Raw genomic sequence first — 15,734 nt, forward strand, 5'->3', positions numbered from 1 at the left:
CGAAGCCTAATCGCGTTTCCCGTATCTCGGAAGCACTTGTTTCTCGTATCTTTGGTTGCGCATACTGGCGGGCATGACGTCGGCCCGAACCCGCATGCCGCCGAGATTCGACGCGCGCGACCCGGCCGTGGTCGCCGACCCCTACCCCACCTACGCCGCGCTGCGCGCGGCCGGACCGCTGTGCCGGATGGGACCGGGAAGCTGGGGCGTCACCCGCTACGCCGACGTCGCCCGGCTGGTCCGCGACCCCCGCCTGGGCAGCGAGTTCCCGCCCGACTACCACCGGATGTCGGCGGGCGACGGCCCCGCCGGGTCGTTCTTCGGCAGCATCATCCTCTACCGCGACCCGCCGGAGCACGGCCGGCTGCGCCGGCTCATGGCCCGGGCGTTCACCCCCGCTCTGGTGCGCCGGCTGCGGCCCCGGATCGCGGCCATGGTCACCGAGCTGCTCGACCCGGCGGAACGCGCCGGCCGGTTCGACGCGGTCTCGGATCTCGCCTTTCCGCTGCCTGTGATGGTGGTGTGCGCGCTGATGGGCATCCCACCGGCCGACCACGAGAAGATCCGGCCGTACGCGCTCGACCTGAGCAAGGCGTTCGCCGCGATCGTGCCCGACTCCGACCGTCCCGCCGCCGACCGGGCGGTCGAGTGGCTGCGCGGCTACCTCGGCGAGATCCTCGACCGGCGCCGCGCCGAACCCGGCGACGACCTGCTGTCCCGCATGCTCGCGGCCACCGACGACGACGGCGCGGTGCTCGCCGCCGACGAGATCGTGGACAACGCCGTGTTCGCGTTCTTCGCCGGCTTCGAGACCACCACCAACCTGCTCGCCACCGGCGTCGCCGCGCTGCTGGAGCACCCCGACCAGCAGGCCCTGCTGCGGGCCGACCCGGCGCTGGTCCCCCGGGCGGTGGAGGAGTTCCTCCGCTACGACGGCCCGATCCAGGGCGTCGCCCGGCTGGCCCGCGAGGACGTCGTGGTCGGTGACCGCACCATCCGGGCCGGGCGGGTGCTGATCCTGCTGCTGGGCAGCGCCAACCGCGACCCGGAGCGGTTCCCCGACCCGGACCGGCTGGACGTCACCCGCGAGGAGAACCCGCACCTGTCCTTCGGCGGCGGCATCCACCACTGCCTCGGCGGCCACCTGGCCCGCGTCGAGGCGCAGGTGGCGTTCGAGACGTTGCTGCGCCGCTTCCCGACGCTCACCGCCGACGGGCCGGCGCGCCGGCAGACCGACGGGACGCTGCGCTCGTACGCCAGCGTGCCGGTGGCGGTCGGCCGGTGACCCGCGCCGGCCGGGTCCTGCCGGCGCGGATGGACCCGCTCTCCCCCGAGGTCGTCGCCGACCCCTACCCCACGTACGCGCGGATGCGCGCCGCCGGCCCGCTGTGCCGCTTCGGGCCGGCGAGCTGGGGCGTCACCCGCCACCGCGACGTGGTCGCCCTGCTGCGCGACCGCCGGCTGAGCAACACCTTCCCGGAGGAGGACCCGCAGTTCCGGATGGCGCCGGACCTGTCCCGCGACGTGTTCCGGCGGATCATTCCGACCCGCGACCCGGACGACCACAGCCGGCTGCACCAGCAGATGGTGCGCGCGTTCAGCCCCGGCGTCGCGCGGCGCAGCGCGGAGCGCATCGGCACGATGGTGGACGAGCTGCTCGCGCCCGCGTGCGACACCGGCCGCCTGGACGCGGTGGCCGACCTGGCGTTCCCGGTGGCCGCGAGCGTGGTCTGCGAGCTGATCGGCCTGCCCGTGGCGCGCACCCGGGCGGAGGTGTGGCCGCGCGCGGCGGCGCTCGGCCGGGCGTTCACCCCGTTCCTGCCCGCCGCCGACCGGCCCGCCGCCGACGCCGCGCTGAGCTGGCTGCGCGGCTACGTGCGCGACGTGCTCGCCGAGCGGCGCCCGGACCCCGACGGCGACCTGCTCGACCGGATGCTCGCCGTGGCCGACCCCGCCGAGGGCGTCGAGGAGGTCGTCGACAACATCGTCTTCCTCTGCTTCACCGGCTACGAGACCACCATGAACATGGTCTGCACCGGCTCGGTGGCGTTGGCGCGACAGCCGGACGAGTGGCGGCGGCTGCGCGCCGACCCGTCGCTGGCCGGCACCGCCGCCGAGGAGTTCGTCCGGTTCGACGCGCCGATCCAGTACACCGCGCGGCTGGCGCTGGAGCCGATCCCGGTCGGCGACCGGGTGATCCGCCCCGGCCGCTCGGTGTTCCTGCTGCTCGGCTGCGCCAACCACGACGAGGAGGTGTTCGCCGACCCGGGCCGCGTCGACGTCGGTCGGCGGCCCAACCCGCACGTCGGGTTCGGCGGCGGCGTCCGGGGTTGTCTCGGCGCGGCGCTGGCCCGCATCGAAGGAGCGGTGATCTTCGACCGGCTCGCCCGGCGGCTCGCCGGGGTGGAGCTGGCCGCGCCGCCGGAGCGGGAGCCCAGTGCCCTGTTCCGGTCCTACGCGTCGATCCCGCTCGCCGTCACCCCGGCCTGAGCCGGCATCGCGAGGAGTCGCCGCATGTCCCTGATCGGCCGTCCGGTCCGGCGTACCGAGGACCGTGTCCTGCTCACCACCGGCGGGACGTACGTGGACGACGTCGTCGTGCCCGGCGCCCTGGAGCTGGTCTTCGTCCGGTCCACGGTGGCGCACGGCCGGCTGCGCGGCGTCGACGTGGCGGCCGCGCGCCGGGCGTCCGGGGTGGTCGCGGTGTTCACCGCCGCCGACGTCGACCTGCCGCCGCTGCCTCCCGAGGCCGGCGTGCTCAACCAGAAGATGACCACGCCGGTGCTGGCCGACGGCGTGGTCCGGTTCGTCGGCGAGCCGGTCGCCGCGGTGGTGGCCACCGGTCGGGCCGAGGCGGTCGACGCCGCCGCGCTGGTCGAGGTCGACGTCGATCCGTTGCCGCCGCTCGTCGACCCGGACGAGGCGCTCACCGACGCGCTGGTGCTGCACCCCGACGCCGGCACGAACATGGTGCTCAAGCTCGGTTTCCGCCGCCCGGCCGGGCGGGCCGAGCTGCACGAGGGCGCCGAGGTGGTGGTCCGGCAGCGGATGACCAACCAGCGGGTCGCGCCGTGCTCGCTGGAGGCGCGCGCCGGGTTGGCCGAGTGGGGGCCGGACGGGCTGCGCTACCGGGCCGGCAGCCAGGCCGTGCACCTGTGGCGGGCGCAGCTCGCGGCGGCGCTGGGCGAGCCGGAGGACCGGGTGCGGGTGGTCAACGGCGATGTCGGCGGCGCGTTCGGCTCCAAGGCGTTCGCCAGCCGCGAGGACGTGCTGCTGGCCTGGGCGGCCCGGCGGCTGGACCGGCCGGTGCGCTGGGCGGAGACCCGCAGCGAGAGCATGGTCGCCGCCGGGCACGGGCGGGCGCAGCGGCAGAGCGTCGAGCTGGGCGGCACCCGCGACGGGCGGATCGTGTCCTACGCGCTGGACGTGGTGCAGGACGCCGGCGCGTACCCGCGCATCGGGTCGATCCTGCCGTTCTGGACCCGGACCATGCTGACCGGCCCGTACCGGATCGACCGGGCCCGGTTCTCCTCGGCCAGCGTCACCACGACCACCACGCCCGTGGTCTCCTACCGGGGCGCCGGGCAGCCCGAGGCGGTGGCCGCGCTGGAGCGCATGGTCGACCTGTACGCGGCCGAGATCGGCCTGGACCCGGCCGAGGTGCGCCGGCGCAACCTGCTGCCGCCGGAGAGCTTCCCGGTCACCACCGTCACCCGCGCCCGCTACGACAACGGCGACTACCCGGCCGCGCTGGAACGGGTGCTCGCCGAGGCCGACTACCCGGCGTTGCGGGCCGAGCAGTCGGCCCGCCGGGCCCGCGGCGACGTGTGCCAGCTCGGCGTCGGACTGTCCACGTTCGTCGAGCTGACCGGCGCGGACACCCGCAGCGAATACGCCTCGGCGCGGGTCGGCCCGGACGGCCGGGTGGAGGTCCGCTCCGGCACCTGCCCGCACGGGCAGGGCCACGGCACCGCCTGGGCGATGCTCGCCGCGGACGTGCTCGGCGTGCCGGTGGAGCGGGTCGACGTGGTGTTCTCCGACACCGGCGCGGTACCGGCCGGCGGCGGCACCGGCGGGTCCCGGTCGTTGCAGACCGGCGGGATGGCGGTCCGCGAGGCGGCACTGGCGCTCGTCGAGCGGGCCCGGGAGGCGGCCGCCGGCCGGCTGGGCGTGCCCGCCGAGGCGGTCGAGTTCACCGGCGGCCGGTTCCGTGCCGCGTCCGGGGGCGACCTCGGCTGGGTCGACCTGGCCGACGGCGGCGGCCTGTACGCCGAGGCGACGTTCCAGCCGTCGGCCGCCACCTGTCCGTACGGGGCGCACCTGGCGGTGGTCGAGGTGGACGTGGAGACCGGCCGGGTGACGCTGCTGCGGGTGGTGGCCGTGGACGACGCGGGTGTGCTGCTGAACCCGCTGCTGGCCGAGGGGCAGGTGCACGGCGGGCTGGCCCAGGGCGCCGGGCAGGCGCTGGTGGAGGAGGTCCGCTTCGCCGCCGACGGCACGCCGCTGCACGGCGACCTGCACCGCTACGCGATGGTCGGCGCCGCGGAGCTGCCGTCGTTCGACACGGTGGCGATGCAGACGCCGACGCCGGTGAACGCGTTGGGCGCCAAGGGCCTCGGCGAGTCCGGCGCGGTGGGGCTGCCTCCGGCGGTGCAGAACGCGGTGCTCGACGCGGTCCGCCACCTGGGTGTGCGGCACGTCGACATGCCGCTGACCGCGGAGCGGGTCTGGTCGGCGATCCGGGCGGCGAGCGCCTGACCGGCGGGCGTGCCCGGGCCACCGCGGCCCGGACACGCCCGCGGGAACTCAGTCGTCGACGACGGAGAGGGCCTGCTTCGGGCAGCGGCGGGCGGCCTCGCGCACCCGCCGGCCCAGCGCCCCCTCCAGCGGCTGCTCGGTGACGTGCAGCAGGTCGTCCTCGCCGACGTCGAACACCTCCGGCGCCTGGCCCACGCACACGGCGTTGCTCTCGCAGCGGGAGTAGTCCACGACCAGTCGCATCGCTCAGGCCTCCGTCTTCGGCACGATCTCGAGGATGGGGAACATCATGGTGGGCAGGCTGCGGGCCAGCTTCAGGTCGGCGACGTCCAGCAGCCGTTCGATGTGCTCGCGGGAGCGGGCGCCACCGCCGACCATGGCCAGCAGCAGCAGGTCGTAGAGGCGGCCGACGTCGAACCGGTCACCGGGCTCGACCACCGGCTCCAGCACCAGCAGCCGGCTGTCCGGGCGCATCGCCGCGCGTACCGCGCGCAGCAGCCGGACCGCGCCGTCGTCGTCCCAGCCGTAGAGGATGCGCTTGAGCATGTAGGCGTCCGCGCCGGCCGGGACCGTCTCGAAGAAACTGCCGCCGGTGATCGTGCACCGCTGCGCCACGTCGAGCTTCTGCAGCACCGGCTCGGCCTCGGCGACCACGTGCGGCAGGTCGAACAGGGTGCCGCGCAGGTTCGGGAAGCGGGCCATGATGCCGCCGAGGAAGGCGCCGTTGCCGCCGCCGACGTCGACCATCGTGGCCAGGTCGCCCCAGGGGTACGCGGGCAGCGCGGCGCGCAGCTCCAGTCGGGTGGCCGCCTGCTGCGACGCGTCGAAGCGGGCGCTGTCGCGCGGGTGCGCGGCCATGTAGGACCAGTAGCCCTCGGGGTGCACCTGGTCGAAGGCGGCCTTGCCGGTGCGGATGCTGTGGTCGAAGTGCGCCCACGCCTCGATGTCCGGGGCGAGCAGCGGGTAGGCGTCGCGCAGCGACAGCGGGTGGTCGGTGCGCAGCGGTTCGGCGAGCGGGGTGAGGCCGAACACCTCGGGCTCGGTCTCGGTGAAGATGCCCTTGCCGGCCAGCGCGCGCAGCGCCCGTAGCAGCGACGGCGCGTGTGCGCCGGTGGCCTCGGCCAGCTCGGTCACCGGGCGGGGGCCGTCGGCGAGCTGGTCGGCGACGCCGAGGTCGGCGACGGCGCGCACGGTGAACGGCACGATGTAGTCGGCCAGTTCGGTCAGTCGGAACACCGACTCGATGTCGATCCGGGGTCGGCTCGGGGCCATCGGAAACCTCCTAGGGGGTGGTCGGCCGCGCCCCGGCGGGACCGGCGGCGATCACGGTGAGCGTGGGGGTGCCGACGACGCGGTCGAGCCGCAGGCCGGCGTCGGAGAGCAGGCCGAGAAGGTCCGCGTGGGTGCGGTGCCGGCCGGCGGTGAGGACCAGGGTGTGCACGTCGACGAGCTTCGCCACGTCGAACGCGTCGCCGGTCGGGACGATCGCCTCCAGCAGCAGCAGCCGGCTCTCCGGTCGCATCGCCTCGGCGACGCGGCGCAGGATGGTGGTGGCCCGGTCGTCGTCCCAGCCGGGCAGGATCGTCTTGAGCACGTAGAGGTCGGCGCCGGGCGGGAGCGGGTCGAAGAAGCTGCCGTGCACGACCCGGCAGCGGTCGGTCACCGCCGCGCGGTCGAGCAGCGCCGGCGCGGCGGCGACCACGTGCGGCAGGTCGAGCAGGACGCCGCGCAGGTGCCGGTAGCGGGTCAGCAGGCCGGCGAGGAACGCGCCGTCGCCGCCGCCCACGTCGACCACCTCGCGTGCCTGCGCCCACGGCCAAGCCGGCAGCACGGTGCGCAGGTGCAGCTTCGTCAGGCTGGACATCCACCTGTCGACGGCCAGGCTGTCGGCGGGGTGCCGCTCCAGGTAGGACCAGTAGTCGGCGCCGTGCACGCGCGGGAACGCGGCCTCGCCGGTGCGCAGGCAGCGGTCCAGCCCGGCCCAGGCGCGCACGTCGGCGGCGAGCAGCGGGTAGGCGTCGCGCAGCGACAGCGGGTGGTCGGCGCGCAGCGGTTCGGCGAGCGGGGTGAGGCCGAACACCTCCGGCTCGGTCTCGGTGAAGATGCCCCGACCGGCCAGCGCGCGCAGCGCCCGCAGCAGCGCGGGGGCGTGCGCGCCGGTGGCCTCGGCCAGCTCGGTCAGCGGGCGGGGGCCGTCGGCGAGCCGGTCGGCGACGCCGAGGTCGGCGACGACGCGCACGGTGAACGGCACGATGTAGTCGGCCAGTTCGGTGAGCCGGGTGAGGGCCCCGAGATCGGCGCGGGGCCGGGCCAGCACCATCAACCGCCTCCCCTATCGCGTGTCTTGTATCTCGTGTATGTGCACACTAGCTTGTGTGGGGATCGCTGTCACCGTCGTCCCGGGAGGCTTCGATGCTCGACGGTTGTGTGGGCTGGCCGGAGCACCTCGCCGCGCGCTACCGCGCCGAGGGCTACTGGCGCGGCGAGGTGCTCGGCGACCTGGGCCGGGAGCTGGCCCGCACCGATCCGCAGCGCACCGCGCTGGTCGCCGGCGAGCAACGGATCGGCTACGGCGAGCTGGACCGCCGCGCCGACCGGCTCGCCGCCGGGCTGCGCGAGCGCGGCATCGGCAGGTACGACCGGGTCGTCGTGCAGTTGCCGAACTCGGTGGAGTTCGTGGTGGTGTGCCTGGCGCTGTTCCGCCTCGGCGCGCTGCCGGTGCTGGCGTTGCCCGCGCACCGGCGCGCCGAGATCGGCCACCTGTGCACGCACACCGAGGCGGTCGCCTACCTGACCGTCGACCAGAGCCAGGGCTTCGACCTGCGCAAGCTCGCCGCCGACGTCCGCGCCGAGACGCCGTCGCTGCGGGAGGTGTTCGTCGTCGGCGACCCCGGCGAGTTCACCGCCCTGGCGCAGGTGGACGCCGACCCGGTGGCGCTGCCCCGACCGGACCCGGCCGAGGTGGCGTTCTTCCTGCTCTCCGGCGGGTCGACGGGCGTGCCGAAGCTGATCCCGCGCACCCACGACGACTACGCGTACCAGTTGCGGGCGACCGCGGCGGCGATGGGCTTCGACGCGGACGGCGTCTACCTGGCGGCGCTGCCTGCCGCGCACAACGCGGCGCTCGGCTGCCCGGGCGTGCTCGGCGCGCTGCGCGCCGGCGGCACCGCGGTGCTCGCCGGCAGCCCCAGCCCGGACGAGGCGTTCCGGCTGGTCGCGCGGGAGAAGGTCACGCTGACCACGCTGATGCCGGCGTTCCTGCCGCTCTGGACCGACCTCGCGCCGCTGCTGCGCGCCGACCTGTCCGGCCTGGTGGTGGAGGTGGGCGGCGCCAACCTGAGCCCCGAGGTGGCCGCGCGGGCGGTGGACGAGCTGGGCATCCAGCTGACGCACTTCTTCGGAATGGCGGAGGGCCCGATCGCCTGCACCCGGCCCGACGACCCGCCGGAGCGCGCCGCGCACACCCAGGGCCGGCCGCTGTCGGCCGCCGACGAGTTCCGGGTGGTGGACGACACCGGTGCGCCGGTGGCCGACGGCGAGGTGGGCGAGCTGGTGGTCGGCGGGCCGACCACGCTGCGCGGCTACTACCGGGCCGCCGACCACAACGCGCGCGCGTTCACCCCGGACGGCCTGCTGCGCACCGGTGACCTGGTGCGGTGGACCCCGACCGGTGAGCTGGTCGTGGTCGGCCGGATCAAGGAGGTGGTGAACCGCGGCGGCGAGAAGGTGCCGGCCGGCGAGGTGGAGGAGCACCTGCTCGCCCACCCGGGCGTGCGCGAGGTGGCGGTGCTCCCGGTGCCCGACCGGGTGCTCGGCGAGAAGACCTGCGCCGTGGTGGTGCCGCACGGCACCGCGCCGACGCTGGGCGAGCTGCGGGAGTTCCTCACCGGACGGGGACTGGCCGGCTACAAGCTGCCGGACCGGCTCCAGGTGCGCGCGGAGCTGCCGTACACCGGGGTGGGCAAGGTGGACAAGCGGGCGCTCGGCGCGGAGCTGACGGCCTGACGTGGGGACCGCCGGTCGGCGGTCCCCACGGCGGTCAGCCGGTGAGCTGGTAGAGCCGGTGGAAGCGGTCGTCCACCGGCACGATCTGCACGTCGGCGAACCCGGCGTCGGTGGCGAAGCGCCGCACCTGGGCCGGGCGCAGCGCGGTCCCGGTCGCCGACGAGTCCGGTCCGGCCAGGCCCGCCGGCAGGCAGTGCAGCACGCTGGTGGCGTACTGGAACCGTTCCACCTCGTCGCCGGGCGCGACGAACCGGTGCGCCACCTTGGCGTCGAGCACCAGCACCGCGCCGTCGGGCCCGCGCAGCCGGCGGCAGGCCCGCAGCACCGGCACCGGCCGGCTCATCTCGTGCAGCGCGTCGAAGACGCAGACCAGGTCGTAGCCGCCGGCCGCCTCCGCCTCGGCCGCGTCGCGCCGGTGGAAGCGCACCCGGTCGGCCACGCCGGCCGCCGCGGCGTGCTCCGCGGCCGCGGCAAGCGTCGGCGCGTCCAGGTCGAAGCCGTCGACCTCGGTCTGCGGGTACGCGCGGGCCAGCGCGACGCCCGCCCAACCGGCCCCGCAGCCGACGTCGGCGATCCGGCTCGGGCCTGCGGTGAGCCGGTCGTGGACCGCCGGCAGGTGGGTGGCGAGCCACCCGGGCAGCGCGTGCGTGAACAGCGCCCGGTTGGCGCCGGAGTGCCCGTGGCGCCAGTCGTCGCCGAACAGCTCGTCCGGCACCCCCGCCCCGGTGCGGTACGCCTCCAGCAGCGCCGGCAGCGCGCCGGCCACCCCGCCCAGCGGCAGCATGGTCAGCGACACCAGCGACAGCGGGCTGTCCGAGGCGAGCAGCACCTCGGCGTGCCCCTCCGGCAGCCGGTAGACCCGCCGCTCGGGCGGCGCGGTGACGTCGTCGACGTCGAGGAAGCCGGCCACCGCCTGCTGTTCCAGCCACTCCCGCGCGTACCGGGGGGCGATCCCGGCGCGCGCGCCCAGCTCGGCGGGATCGGCCGGGCCCCGGTCCAGCGCCTCGTACAGGCCCAGCTTGGTGCCCAGGTAGCCGGCGAGCAGCTCCTGGGTGTGCAGCATGGCGAGGAACAGCCGCAGCGACAGCGCCCGGGCGCGGCGCTGCGCCGCGTCGGCCGGCGCACCGGGCGCCGCCGGCCCGGGGGCGGGCCCGGTGCGGGTGGTCAACTGGCCAGCTCGCCGCGCTCGCGCAGGATGCCGCTGACGTGCTCGACCACCGCGTCGATCGTGACGATCTTGCGCGCGGTCGTCTCGTCGATCGGCGGCAGCTCGAACTCGTCCTCGAGCGTGAACGCCAGCTCCAGCAGCGCCAGCGAGTGGAAGCCGAGGTCCTCGACCAGCCGTGAGTCGCCGGCCCCCTCGATCTGCTCCGGGTTGGGCGCCAGCTCGGTGACGATCGCCGTCACCGACTCGCGCACGTCCTCCTCGGTCCGTACCTCGGTCGGGGTCGACCTGGTCGCCTCGGTCATTGCCGCCTCCTGTCCGGACATCCCTCAGGACGCCGTCGTGTGTTCGGTGGTCTGCTGCCGCTGCCCGGCGGTCGGGGTGACCACGGTGCCGGGCAACCGGTCGTCGACGAACGCCTGCCACATCTGGCGTCGCCGGGGCTTGCCGCTGGAGGTGCGGGCGATGGTGCCGCGCGGTGCGTCCACGATGACCACCCGCGCGCCCTCGGCCCGCCGGCGCAGCTCCTGCGACGCCTGCGCCAGCCACTCCGGGCGGGCCTGCTCGAAGACCGCGACCACGGTCGCCGCGCCGCCCCGGTGCCCCAGCAGGGCGGCCATCCGCTGCGCCGGCACCCCGGGGCGGCAGACCGCCCATTCGAGGTCCTCGGCGAAGACCGCCCGGCCGCGCACCTTCATGCTGTCGCCGAGGCGGCCGAGCACGTGCAGTTGGCCCTCGTGCAGGAAGCCGGCGTCGGCGGTGCGCAGCACGCCGTCGGCCAGCGCGGTCTGCGACGCCGAGTCGCCGTCGGTGACGTAGCCCTGGGCGACCGACGGGCCCCGCACCTCGATCTCGCCGACCACGCCGTCGGGCACCGGCGCGCCGTCGGCGTCCAGGATCCGCACCTCGACCCCGGCCAGCGGACGGCCGCAGCCCACCACCGGCTGGGTCGGCCCGTCGTCGGCCGGCTCGTCCGGTCCGGCCACCACCCGCGCGCCCTCGCGCAGCCGGTCCGGCCGCAGGTCGACGGCGGCGTACGTCTCCTCCAGCGGGAGCCCGGTCACCGCCAGCGTCGCCTCGGCCAGCCCGTACGCGGGCAGCAGCGCCCGCCTGTCGAAGCCGTGCGGTTCGAGCAGGTCGCAGAAGCGGCGCAGCGCGTCGACGTCGACGCGTTCGGCGCCGACGATCACCGCCCGCCAGGCGGAGAAGTCCATCCCGTCCAGCGCGGCCGGGCGCACCCGCCGGGCGACGTACTCCAACCCGAAGTTGGGCATCGAGGTCAGCCGCGCCCCGCGCCGGCCGAAGCAGCGCAGGTAGCGGGCCGGGTCGCGGACGAACTCCTCGGACGGCATCAGCCACAGGTCGCTGGTGTTCACCACGGGTGTCACCAGGCAGCCGATCAGGCCCATGTCGTGGTGCACCGGCAGCCACGAGGCGGTGGGGTCGTCGGGCGTCATGGCCAGCCACCGCCGGATCGACGCGACGTTGGCGGCGAGCGCGGCGTGCGGCACGCGGACGCCACGGGCCCGGCCGCTGGAGCCAGAGGTGAACTGGAGCAGGGCCAGCGGGCCGGGCTCGGCGACCGTGCCCCGCGCGCCGCCGCCGGCGGCGACCAGGTCATCGGCGCTGAGCACCCGGGTCACGCCGGCGGCCGCGGCCAGCGGCCCGATCGTCGCGGTGAGCCGTGGCGCGCAGACCAGCACCCGGGGCGCGGCGGCGCGCAGCAGGCCGAGCACGTGCTCGCGGTAGACGTCGCGGTCCTGGAAGGTCAGCGGCGGGGCGATCGGCGAGGGCGCCGCCCCGGCGGCCATCGCGGCGAACAGCGTGGCCACGAAGTCCGGCCCGGCCGGCTCCACCACGGAGACCACGTCGCCGGGGCCGACCCCGCAGGCGGTCAGGCCGGCGAGGACGGCCCGGGTGCGGTCGGCGAGTTCGGCGTAGGAGTGGAACTCCCACTCGTCGCCGGCGGCGGCGACGTGCACCCCCCGGTCCGCGCGGGGCCGGTCCAGCCAGCTCAGCAACGGCGAACCCGACGTGGCGTCTGCGCTCATCGACCCGTCACCTCCTCCCCCAGTACATGTATCCGAGATTGATAGCAGATACAAGGCTAACCAAGATACGAGTGAGCGGATAGAGTGGGTTCGTGACCAGTACGCTGCCCCGGGTCGACAGCCTGCTCCCCGACCTGGCGGAACGGGCGCCGGAGATCGACCGCACCGGCCGCATCCCGGACGACGTCATCGCCGGCCTCGCCGCGGCCGGCTGCCTGCGCATGCTGGTGCCCGCCGCGCACGGCGGCGCCGACCTGCCGCTGGTCGAGGCGCTACGGGTGGTCGAGCAGCTCTCCGTCGCCGACTCGTCCACCGGCTGGCTGGTCGGTCAGGTCGGGCTGGCGCACCTGCTGTTCGCCTGCTTCCCCGAGGCCGCCCGGCGGGAGATCTACGCCGCCGGCCCGGACGTGCTCGGCGCCGGCGCGGTCGCGCCCAAGGGCCGGGCCGCGCCCGACGGCGCGGGCGGGTGGCAGGTCAACGGCCGGTGGCCGTTCGTCACCGGCGCGCCGCAGGCGAGCTGGATCTACCTGAACTGCATCGTGCTCGACGGGCGCACCCCGCGCACGCTGACCAACGGCGCCCCGCTGACCCGGATGGTGCTCTTCCCCGCCGCCGAGCTGGACCTGATCGACACCTGGCAGGTGCTCGGCCTGCGCGGCACCGCCAGCCTGGACGTGCGGGCGGCCGCCCGGACCTGCCCGGAGCACCGCGGCTTCAGCCTGGTCGGCGGCGGCGACGAGGTACACCGCACGGTGTTCCGGATCGCCCAGGCCGGGCTGCTCATCGCCGCGGTCGACCTCGGCATCGCCCAGGGCGCGGTGCGCGACGCCGCCGACCAGGCCGCCGCCGGCCGCCGGCGCACGTTCAGCACCCGCTCGCTGGCCGACTCCCCGGTCTTCCACGACCGCCTCGGCGAGGCGCACGTGGCGCTGCGCGCCGCCCGCGCGCTGCTGCACGCCGAGGCCGAGACCGCCTGGGAGACCGCCCGCCGGGGCGAGGTGCTCAGCCCGCTGGAGCGCGCCTGCCTGCGGGCCACCGCCGCGCAGGTCACCGCCGTCGCGCACCAGGCCGTGCAGGCGGCGTACGCGCTTGCCGGCGCGTCCACGGTGTTCGACGGCTCGCCGCTGCAACGGCGGCTGCGCGACATCAACACCGCCACCCAGCACTTCGTCAACGGCCGGGACAGCTACGGCACGGTCGGCGCGCTGCTGGCCGGCGCGCCTGTCGACACCACGATGTTCTGAGCGCCTCAGACCGGCGCGGGCGCCGGCGCGGGCACCCGGGGCGGCACCGGGGCGCCGGCGCCGAAGTAGCGCTCCCGCAGCGTCCGCTCCGCCGGGTCGTACGCGGTGCGGAACAGCCCGCGCCGTTGCAGCTCCGGCACCAGCAGGTCGCAGATGTCGGCGATGCCCTGGGTGGTCGGGCACGGGATCAGGTTGAAGCCGTCCACGTCGGCGACCTCCATCCACTGCTCCATCCGGTCGGCGACCTGCTCCACGGTGCCGAAGAGGGTGACCGGCGCGTTGGTGCGCGGCCGGCGCGCGGTCGCCACCAGGTAGCGCACGTCGCCGACGGTCCAGGCGCGGTCGGGTCCGAGCCGGCGCAGGAAGCCCAGGAAGCTGTGACTGCCCTGCCCGGCGATCTCGCCCACCGGCGTCTCGTCCGGGTACGCGCCGAGGTCGACGTCCATCCAACCGCACCACTTGGCCAACTGGCCCTCCCCGCTCCACAGCGCCACGTACTCCTCGGCGCGGCGGCGGGCCTCCTCGCGGGTCGGCGCGACCATCACCATGCTGCCCTGCAACGCCTTGACCGAGCGCGGGTCGCGCCCGTGCGCGGCGACCAGCGACCGCAGCCTCGCCACCTGCGGCGCGCCGTCGGTCGGCTCGGCCATGGTCAGGAACACCACCTCGGCGTGCCGGGCCGCGAACGTCAGCCCCCGCCCGGACGCCCCGGCCTGGTAGAGCACCGGCGTACGCTGCGGCGACGGCTCGCACTGGTGCGGACCGCGCACGTCGAACCACGGTCCCCGGTGGTCGATCTGGCGCACCCGGTCCGGGTCGGTGAACACGTTCGCCTCGGCGTCGCGCACCACCGCGCCGTCGTCCCAGCTCTCCTCCCACAACCGGCGGGCGACCTCGACGTACTCGTCGGCGCGGTCGTAGCGCTCGTCGTGGTCCAGGTGCTCGCCCAGCCCGTTCGCCGAGGCCGAGCGGAGATACGAGGTGACGATGTTCCAGGCGACCCGGCCGCCGGTGAGGTGGTCCAGCGAGCTGAACACCCGCGCGCACTCGTACGGGGCGTGGTAGGTGGTCGAGTAGGTGACCGCGAGACCGAGGTGGGAGGTGGTGGCCGCGACGGCCGGCAGCACCAGCAGCGGGTCGATCGAGGGGATCTGCACCGCGTGCCGCACCGCCGCGCGCCAACTGCCCTGGTAGACGTCGTAGACGCCGTGCACGTCGGCGAAGAAGAGCGCGTCCAGGCAGGCGGCCTCCAGCCTGCGGCCCAGGTCCACCCAGTAGCCGAGGTCGCGGTAGCCGGTGGCGCTGCGGTCGGCGGGATGCCGCCAGAAGCCCTTGAACTGCGGGGACGGCGAGCACTGGGTGAACAGATTCAGATGCACGTATCAAGCATCTCGCATCGTATCTGGTATGGCAACGGCCGAGCGGATACCGTGTCGTCATGCCCGTGACGCCCCGCATCGACCTCGCCTCGGTCACCCGGCTCACCGAGCTGGCCGACTACATCGTCCCGTTCACCATCCGGGTCGTCTGCGACCTCGCCGTCGCCGACCAGCTCACCGACGGCCCGCTGCCGGTCGCCGAGCTGGCCGCGCGCGTCGGCGCGGACCCCGGCGCGCTGACCCGGGGCCTGCGCGCCCTGGCCGGGCGCGGCATCTTCACCGAGACCGAACCCGAGGTCTTCGGGCTCACCCCGCTGGCCGAGCCGCTGCGCAGCGACCACCCGTTCTCGGTACGCGAGTGTTTCCCGCTGATGCCGGCGGACATCTACTCGTGGGCGCGGCTGACCCACAGCATTCGCACCGGCGAGACCGCGTTCGGCCACGTCCACGACGGCGCCCGCTACTACGACCACATGGCCGACCACCCGTACGAGTGCGTCCGGTTCGAGCGCTCGGCGGAGAGTGTCAACCCGTTCGTGCTGCGCACCGTGCTGCCCGTGCTCGACCTCGGCGACGCCGCGACGCTGGTGGACGTGGGCAGCGGGCACGGCACCTTCACCGCCGGCCTGCTCGCCCGGCACCGGGAGTTGCACGCGGTCCTGGTCGACCTGCCGCACGTGGTGGCCGAGGCGCCGGCCGTGCTGGCCCGCGCCGGCGTCGCCGAACGGTGCGAGATCCGCGGCGGCAGCTTCTTCGACCCGCTGCCCGCCGGCGCCGACGTCTACCTGCTCAAGACGATCATCCACGACTGGCCCGACGCGCAGGCCGCGGCGATCCTGCGGTCGGTACGCGCCGCCGCCCGCCCGGACAGCCGGGTGGTCATCGTCGAGTCGGTCAGCAGGTACGGCAACCACGACGACACCGGCAAGGTGATGGACGTCAAGGCGCTCGCGCTGTTCGGCGGGCACACCCGCACCGAGGACGAGTTCCGCGCGCTGCTCGCCGACGCCGGGTTCCGCCTCTCCCGCATCACCCCGACCTCGTCGATGTCCGTGCTGGAGGCGGTGCCGGCGGATTCGCCCACCGACGACGCCCCGGCCGCCGCCGCGTCGGCCGGCCGGGCACGCTGAGG

Annotated in this window: 13 protein-coding genes; 6 read left to right on the top strand and 7 right to left on the bottom strand. The window is 75.4% G+C overall.

Features of this window, described 5'->3' with window-relative positions; translation table 11 throughout:
• Positions 1 to 73: 73 nt before the first annotated feature.
• Genes ACIA5A_RS10875 through ACIA5A_RS10885 form a run of 3 tightly spaced genes read left to right on the top strand, consistent with a single transcriptional unit; the run spans position 74 to position 4,758 of the window.
• Positions 74 to 1,285, top strand: a complete 1,212-nt coding sequence (locus ACIA5A_RS10875; protein WP_396759357.1) for a cytochrome P450 — start codon at positions 74 to 76, stop codon at positions 1,283 to 1,285.
• Entirely contained in the window at positions 1,282 to 2,490 is a 1,209-nt protein-coding gene (locus ACIA5A_RS10880; RefSeq protein ID WP_396759360.1) for a cytochrome P450, read from the top strand. The genes ACIA5A_RS10875 and ACIA5A_RS10880 overlap by 4 nt, the downstream gene beginning before the upstream one ends.
• 24 nt (positions 2,491 to 2,514) lie before the next feature.
• Complete coding sequence (locus ACIA5A_RS10885; RefSeq protein ID WP_396759362.1) at positions 2,515 to 4,758, top strand: xanthine dehydrogenase family protein molybdopterin-binding subunit; 2,244 nt, start codon at positions 2,515 to 2,517, stop codon at positions 4,756 to 4,758.
• 48 nt (positions 4,759 to 4,806) lie between these two features.
• Here the strand turns inward: ACIA5A_RS10885 and ACIA5A_RS10890 are convergent, their stop codons facing one another.
• The 3 genes from ACIA5A_RS10890 to ACIA5A_RS10900 are packed head-to-tail and all read right to left on the bottom strand — an operon-like array spanning position 4,807 to position 7,078.
• The gene (locus ACIA5A_RS10890) at positions 4,807 to 5,001 is read right to left on the bottom strand and encodes a ferredoxin (RefSeq protein ID WP_278105707.1); all 195 of its coding nucleotides are present in this window, start codon (positions 4,999 to 5,001) and stop codon (positions 4,807 to 4,809) included.
• Between the two features lie 3 nt (positions 5,002 to 5,004).
• Complete coding sequence (locus tag ACIA5A_RS10895) at positions 5,005 to 6,030, bottom strand: methyltransferase (RefSeq protein WP_396759364.1); 1,026 nt, start codon at positions 6,028 to 6,030, stop codon at positions 5,005 to 5,007.
• A gap of 10 nt (positions 6,031 to 6,040) precedes the next feature.
• The gene (locus tag ACIA5A_RS10900) at positions 6,041 to 7,078 is read right to left on the bottom strand and encodes a methyltransferase (RefSeq protein WP_396759366.1); all 1,038 of its coding nucleotides are present in this window, start codon (positions 7,076 to 7,078) and stop codon (positions 6,041 to 6,043) included.
• Between the two features lie 92 nt (positions 7,079 to 7,170).
• On the opposite strand from ACIA5A_RS10900, the gene ACIA5A_RS10905 reads away from it, so the two are divergent.
• Positions 7,171 to 8,763 carry a (2,3-dihydroxybenzoyl)adenylate synthase gene (locus ACIA5A_RS10905; protein WP_396759368.1) on the top strand — a complete coding sequence of 531 codons (1,593 nt, stop codon included), beginning with the start codon at positions 7,171 to 7,173 and terminating at the stop codon, positions 8,761 to 8,763.
• Positions 8,764 to 8,797: 34 nt separating this feature from the next.
• Here the strand turns inward: ACIA5A_RS10905 and ACIA5A_RS10910 are convergent, their stop codons facing one another.
• The 3 genes from ACIA5A_RS10910 to ACIA5A_RS10920 are packed head-to-tail and all read right to left on the bottom strand — an operon-like array spanning position 8,798 to position 11,979.
• Positions 8,798 to 9,931 carry a class I SAM-dependent methyltransferase gene (locus ACIA5A_RS10910; protein ID WP_396759371.1) on the bottom strand — a complete coding sequence of 378 codons (1,134 nt, stop codon included), beginning with the start codon at positions 9,929 to 9,931 and terminating at the stop codon, positions 8,798 to 8,800.
• Entirely contained in the window at positions 9,928 to 10,233 is a 306-nt protein-coding gene (locus ACIA5A_RS10915; protein WP_396759373.1) for an acyl carrier protein, read from the bottom strand. The genes ACIA5A_RS10910 and ACIA5A_RS10915 overlap by 4 nt, the downstream gene beginning before the upstream one ends.
• A gap of 24 nt (positions 10,234 to 10,257) precedes the next feature.
• Complete coding sequence (locus tag ACIA5A_RS10920; RefSeq protein WP_396759376.1) at positions 10,258 to 11,979, bottom strand: AMP-binding protein; 1,722 nt, start codon at positions 11,977 to 11,979, stop codon at positions 10,258 to 10,260.
• 92 nt (positions 11,980 to 12,071) lie between these two features.
• On the opposite strand from ACIA5A_RS10920, the gene ACIA5A_RS10925 reads away from it, so the two are divergent.
• Positions 12,072 to 13,223: an acyl-CoA dehydrogenase family protein gene (locus ACIA5A_RS10925; RefSeq protein ID WP_396759379.1), complete on the top strand. Its 1,152-nt coding sequence runs from the start codon at positions 12,072 to 12,074 to the stop codon at positions 13,221 to 13,223.
• Positions 13,224 to 13,228: 5 nt separating this feature from the next.
• On the opposite strand, the gene ACIA5A_RS10930 is transcribed toward ACIA5A_RS10925, so the two are convergent.
• A complete protein-coding gene (locus ACIA5A_RS10930; RefSeq protein WP_396759382.1) occupies positions 13,229 to 14,602 on the bottom strand; it encodes an LLM class flavin-dependent oxidoreductase in 1,374 nt (457 codons plus the stop codon).
• A gap of 59 nt (positions 14,603 to 14,661) precedes the next feature.
• Here ACIA5A_RS10930 and ACIA5A_RS10935 point away from each other — a divergent pair, with 59 nt between their 5' ends.
• Positions 14,662 to 15,732, top strand: a complete 1,071-nt coding sequence (locus tag ACIA5A_RS10935) for a methyltransferase (protein ID WP_396759385.1) — start codon at positions 14,662 to 14,664, stop codon at positions 15,730 to 15,732.
• The last annotated feature ends 2 nt before the right edge of the window (positions 15,733 to 15,734 follow it).

It is taken from the genome of Micromonospora sp. NPDC051300 (assembly GCF_044455315.1).
Taxonomy (GTDB): domain Bacteria; phylum Actinomycetota; class Actinomycetes; order Mycobacteriales; family Micromonosporaceae; genus Micromonospora; species Micromonospora robiginosa.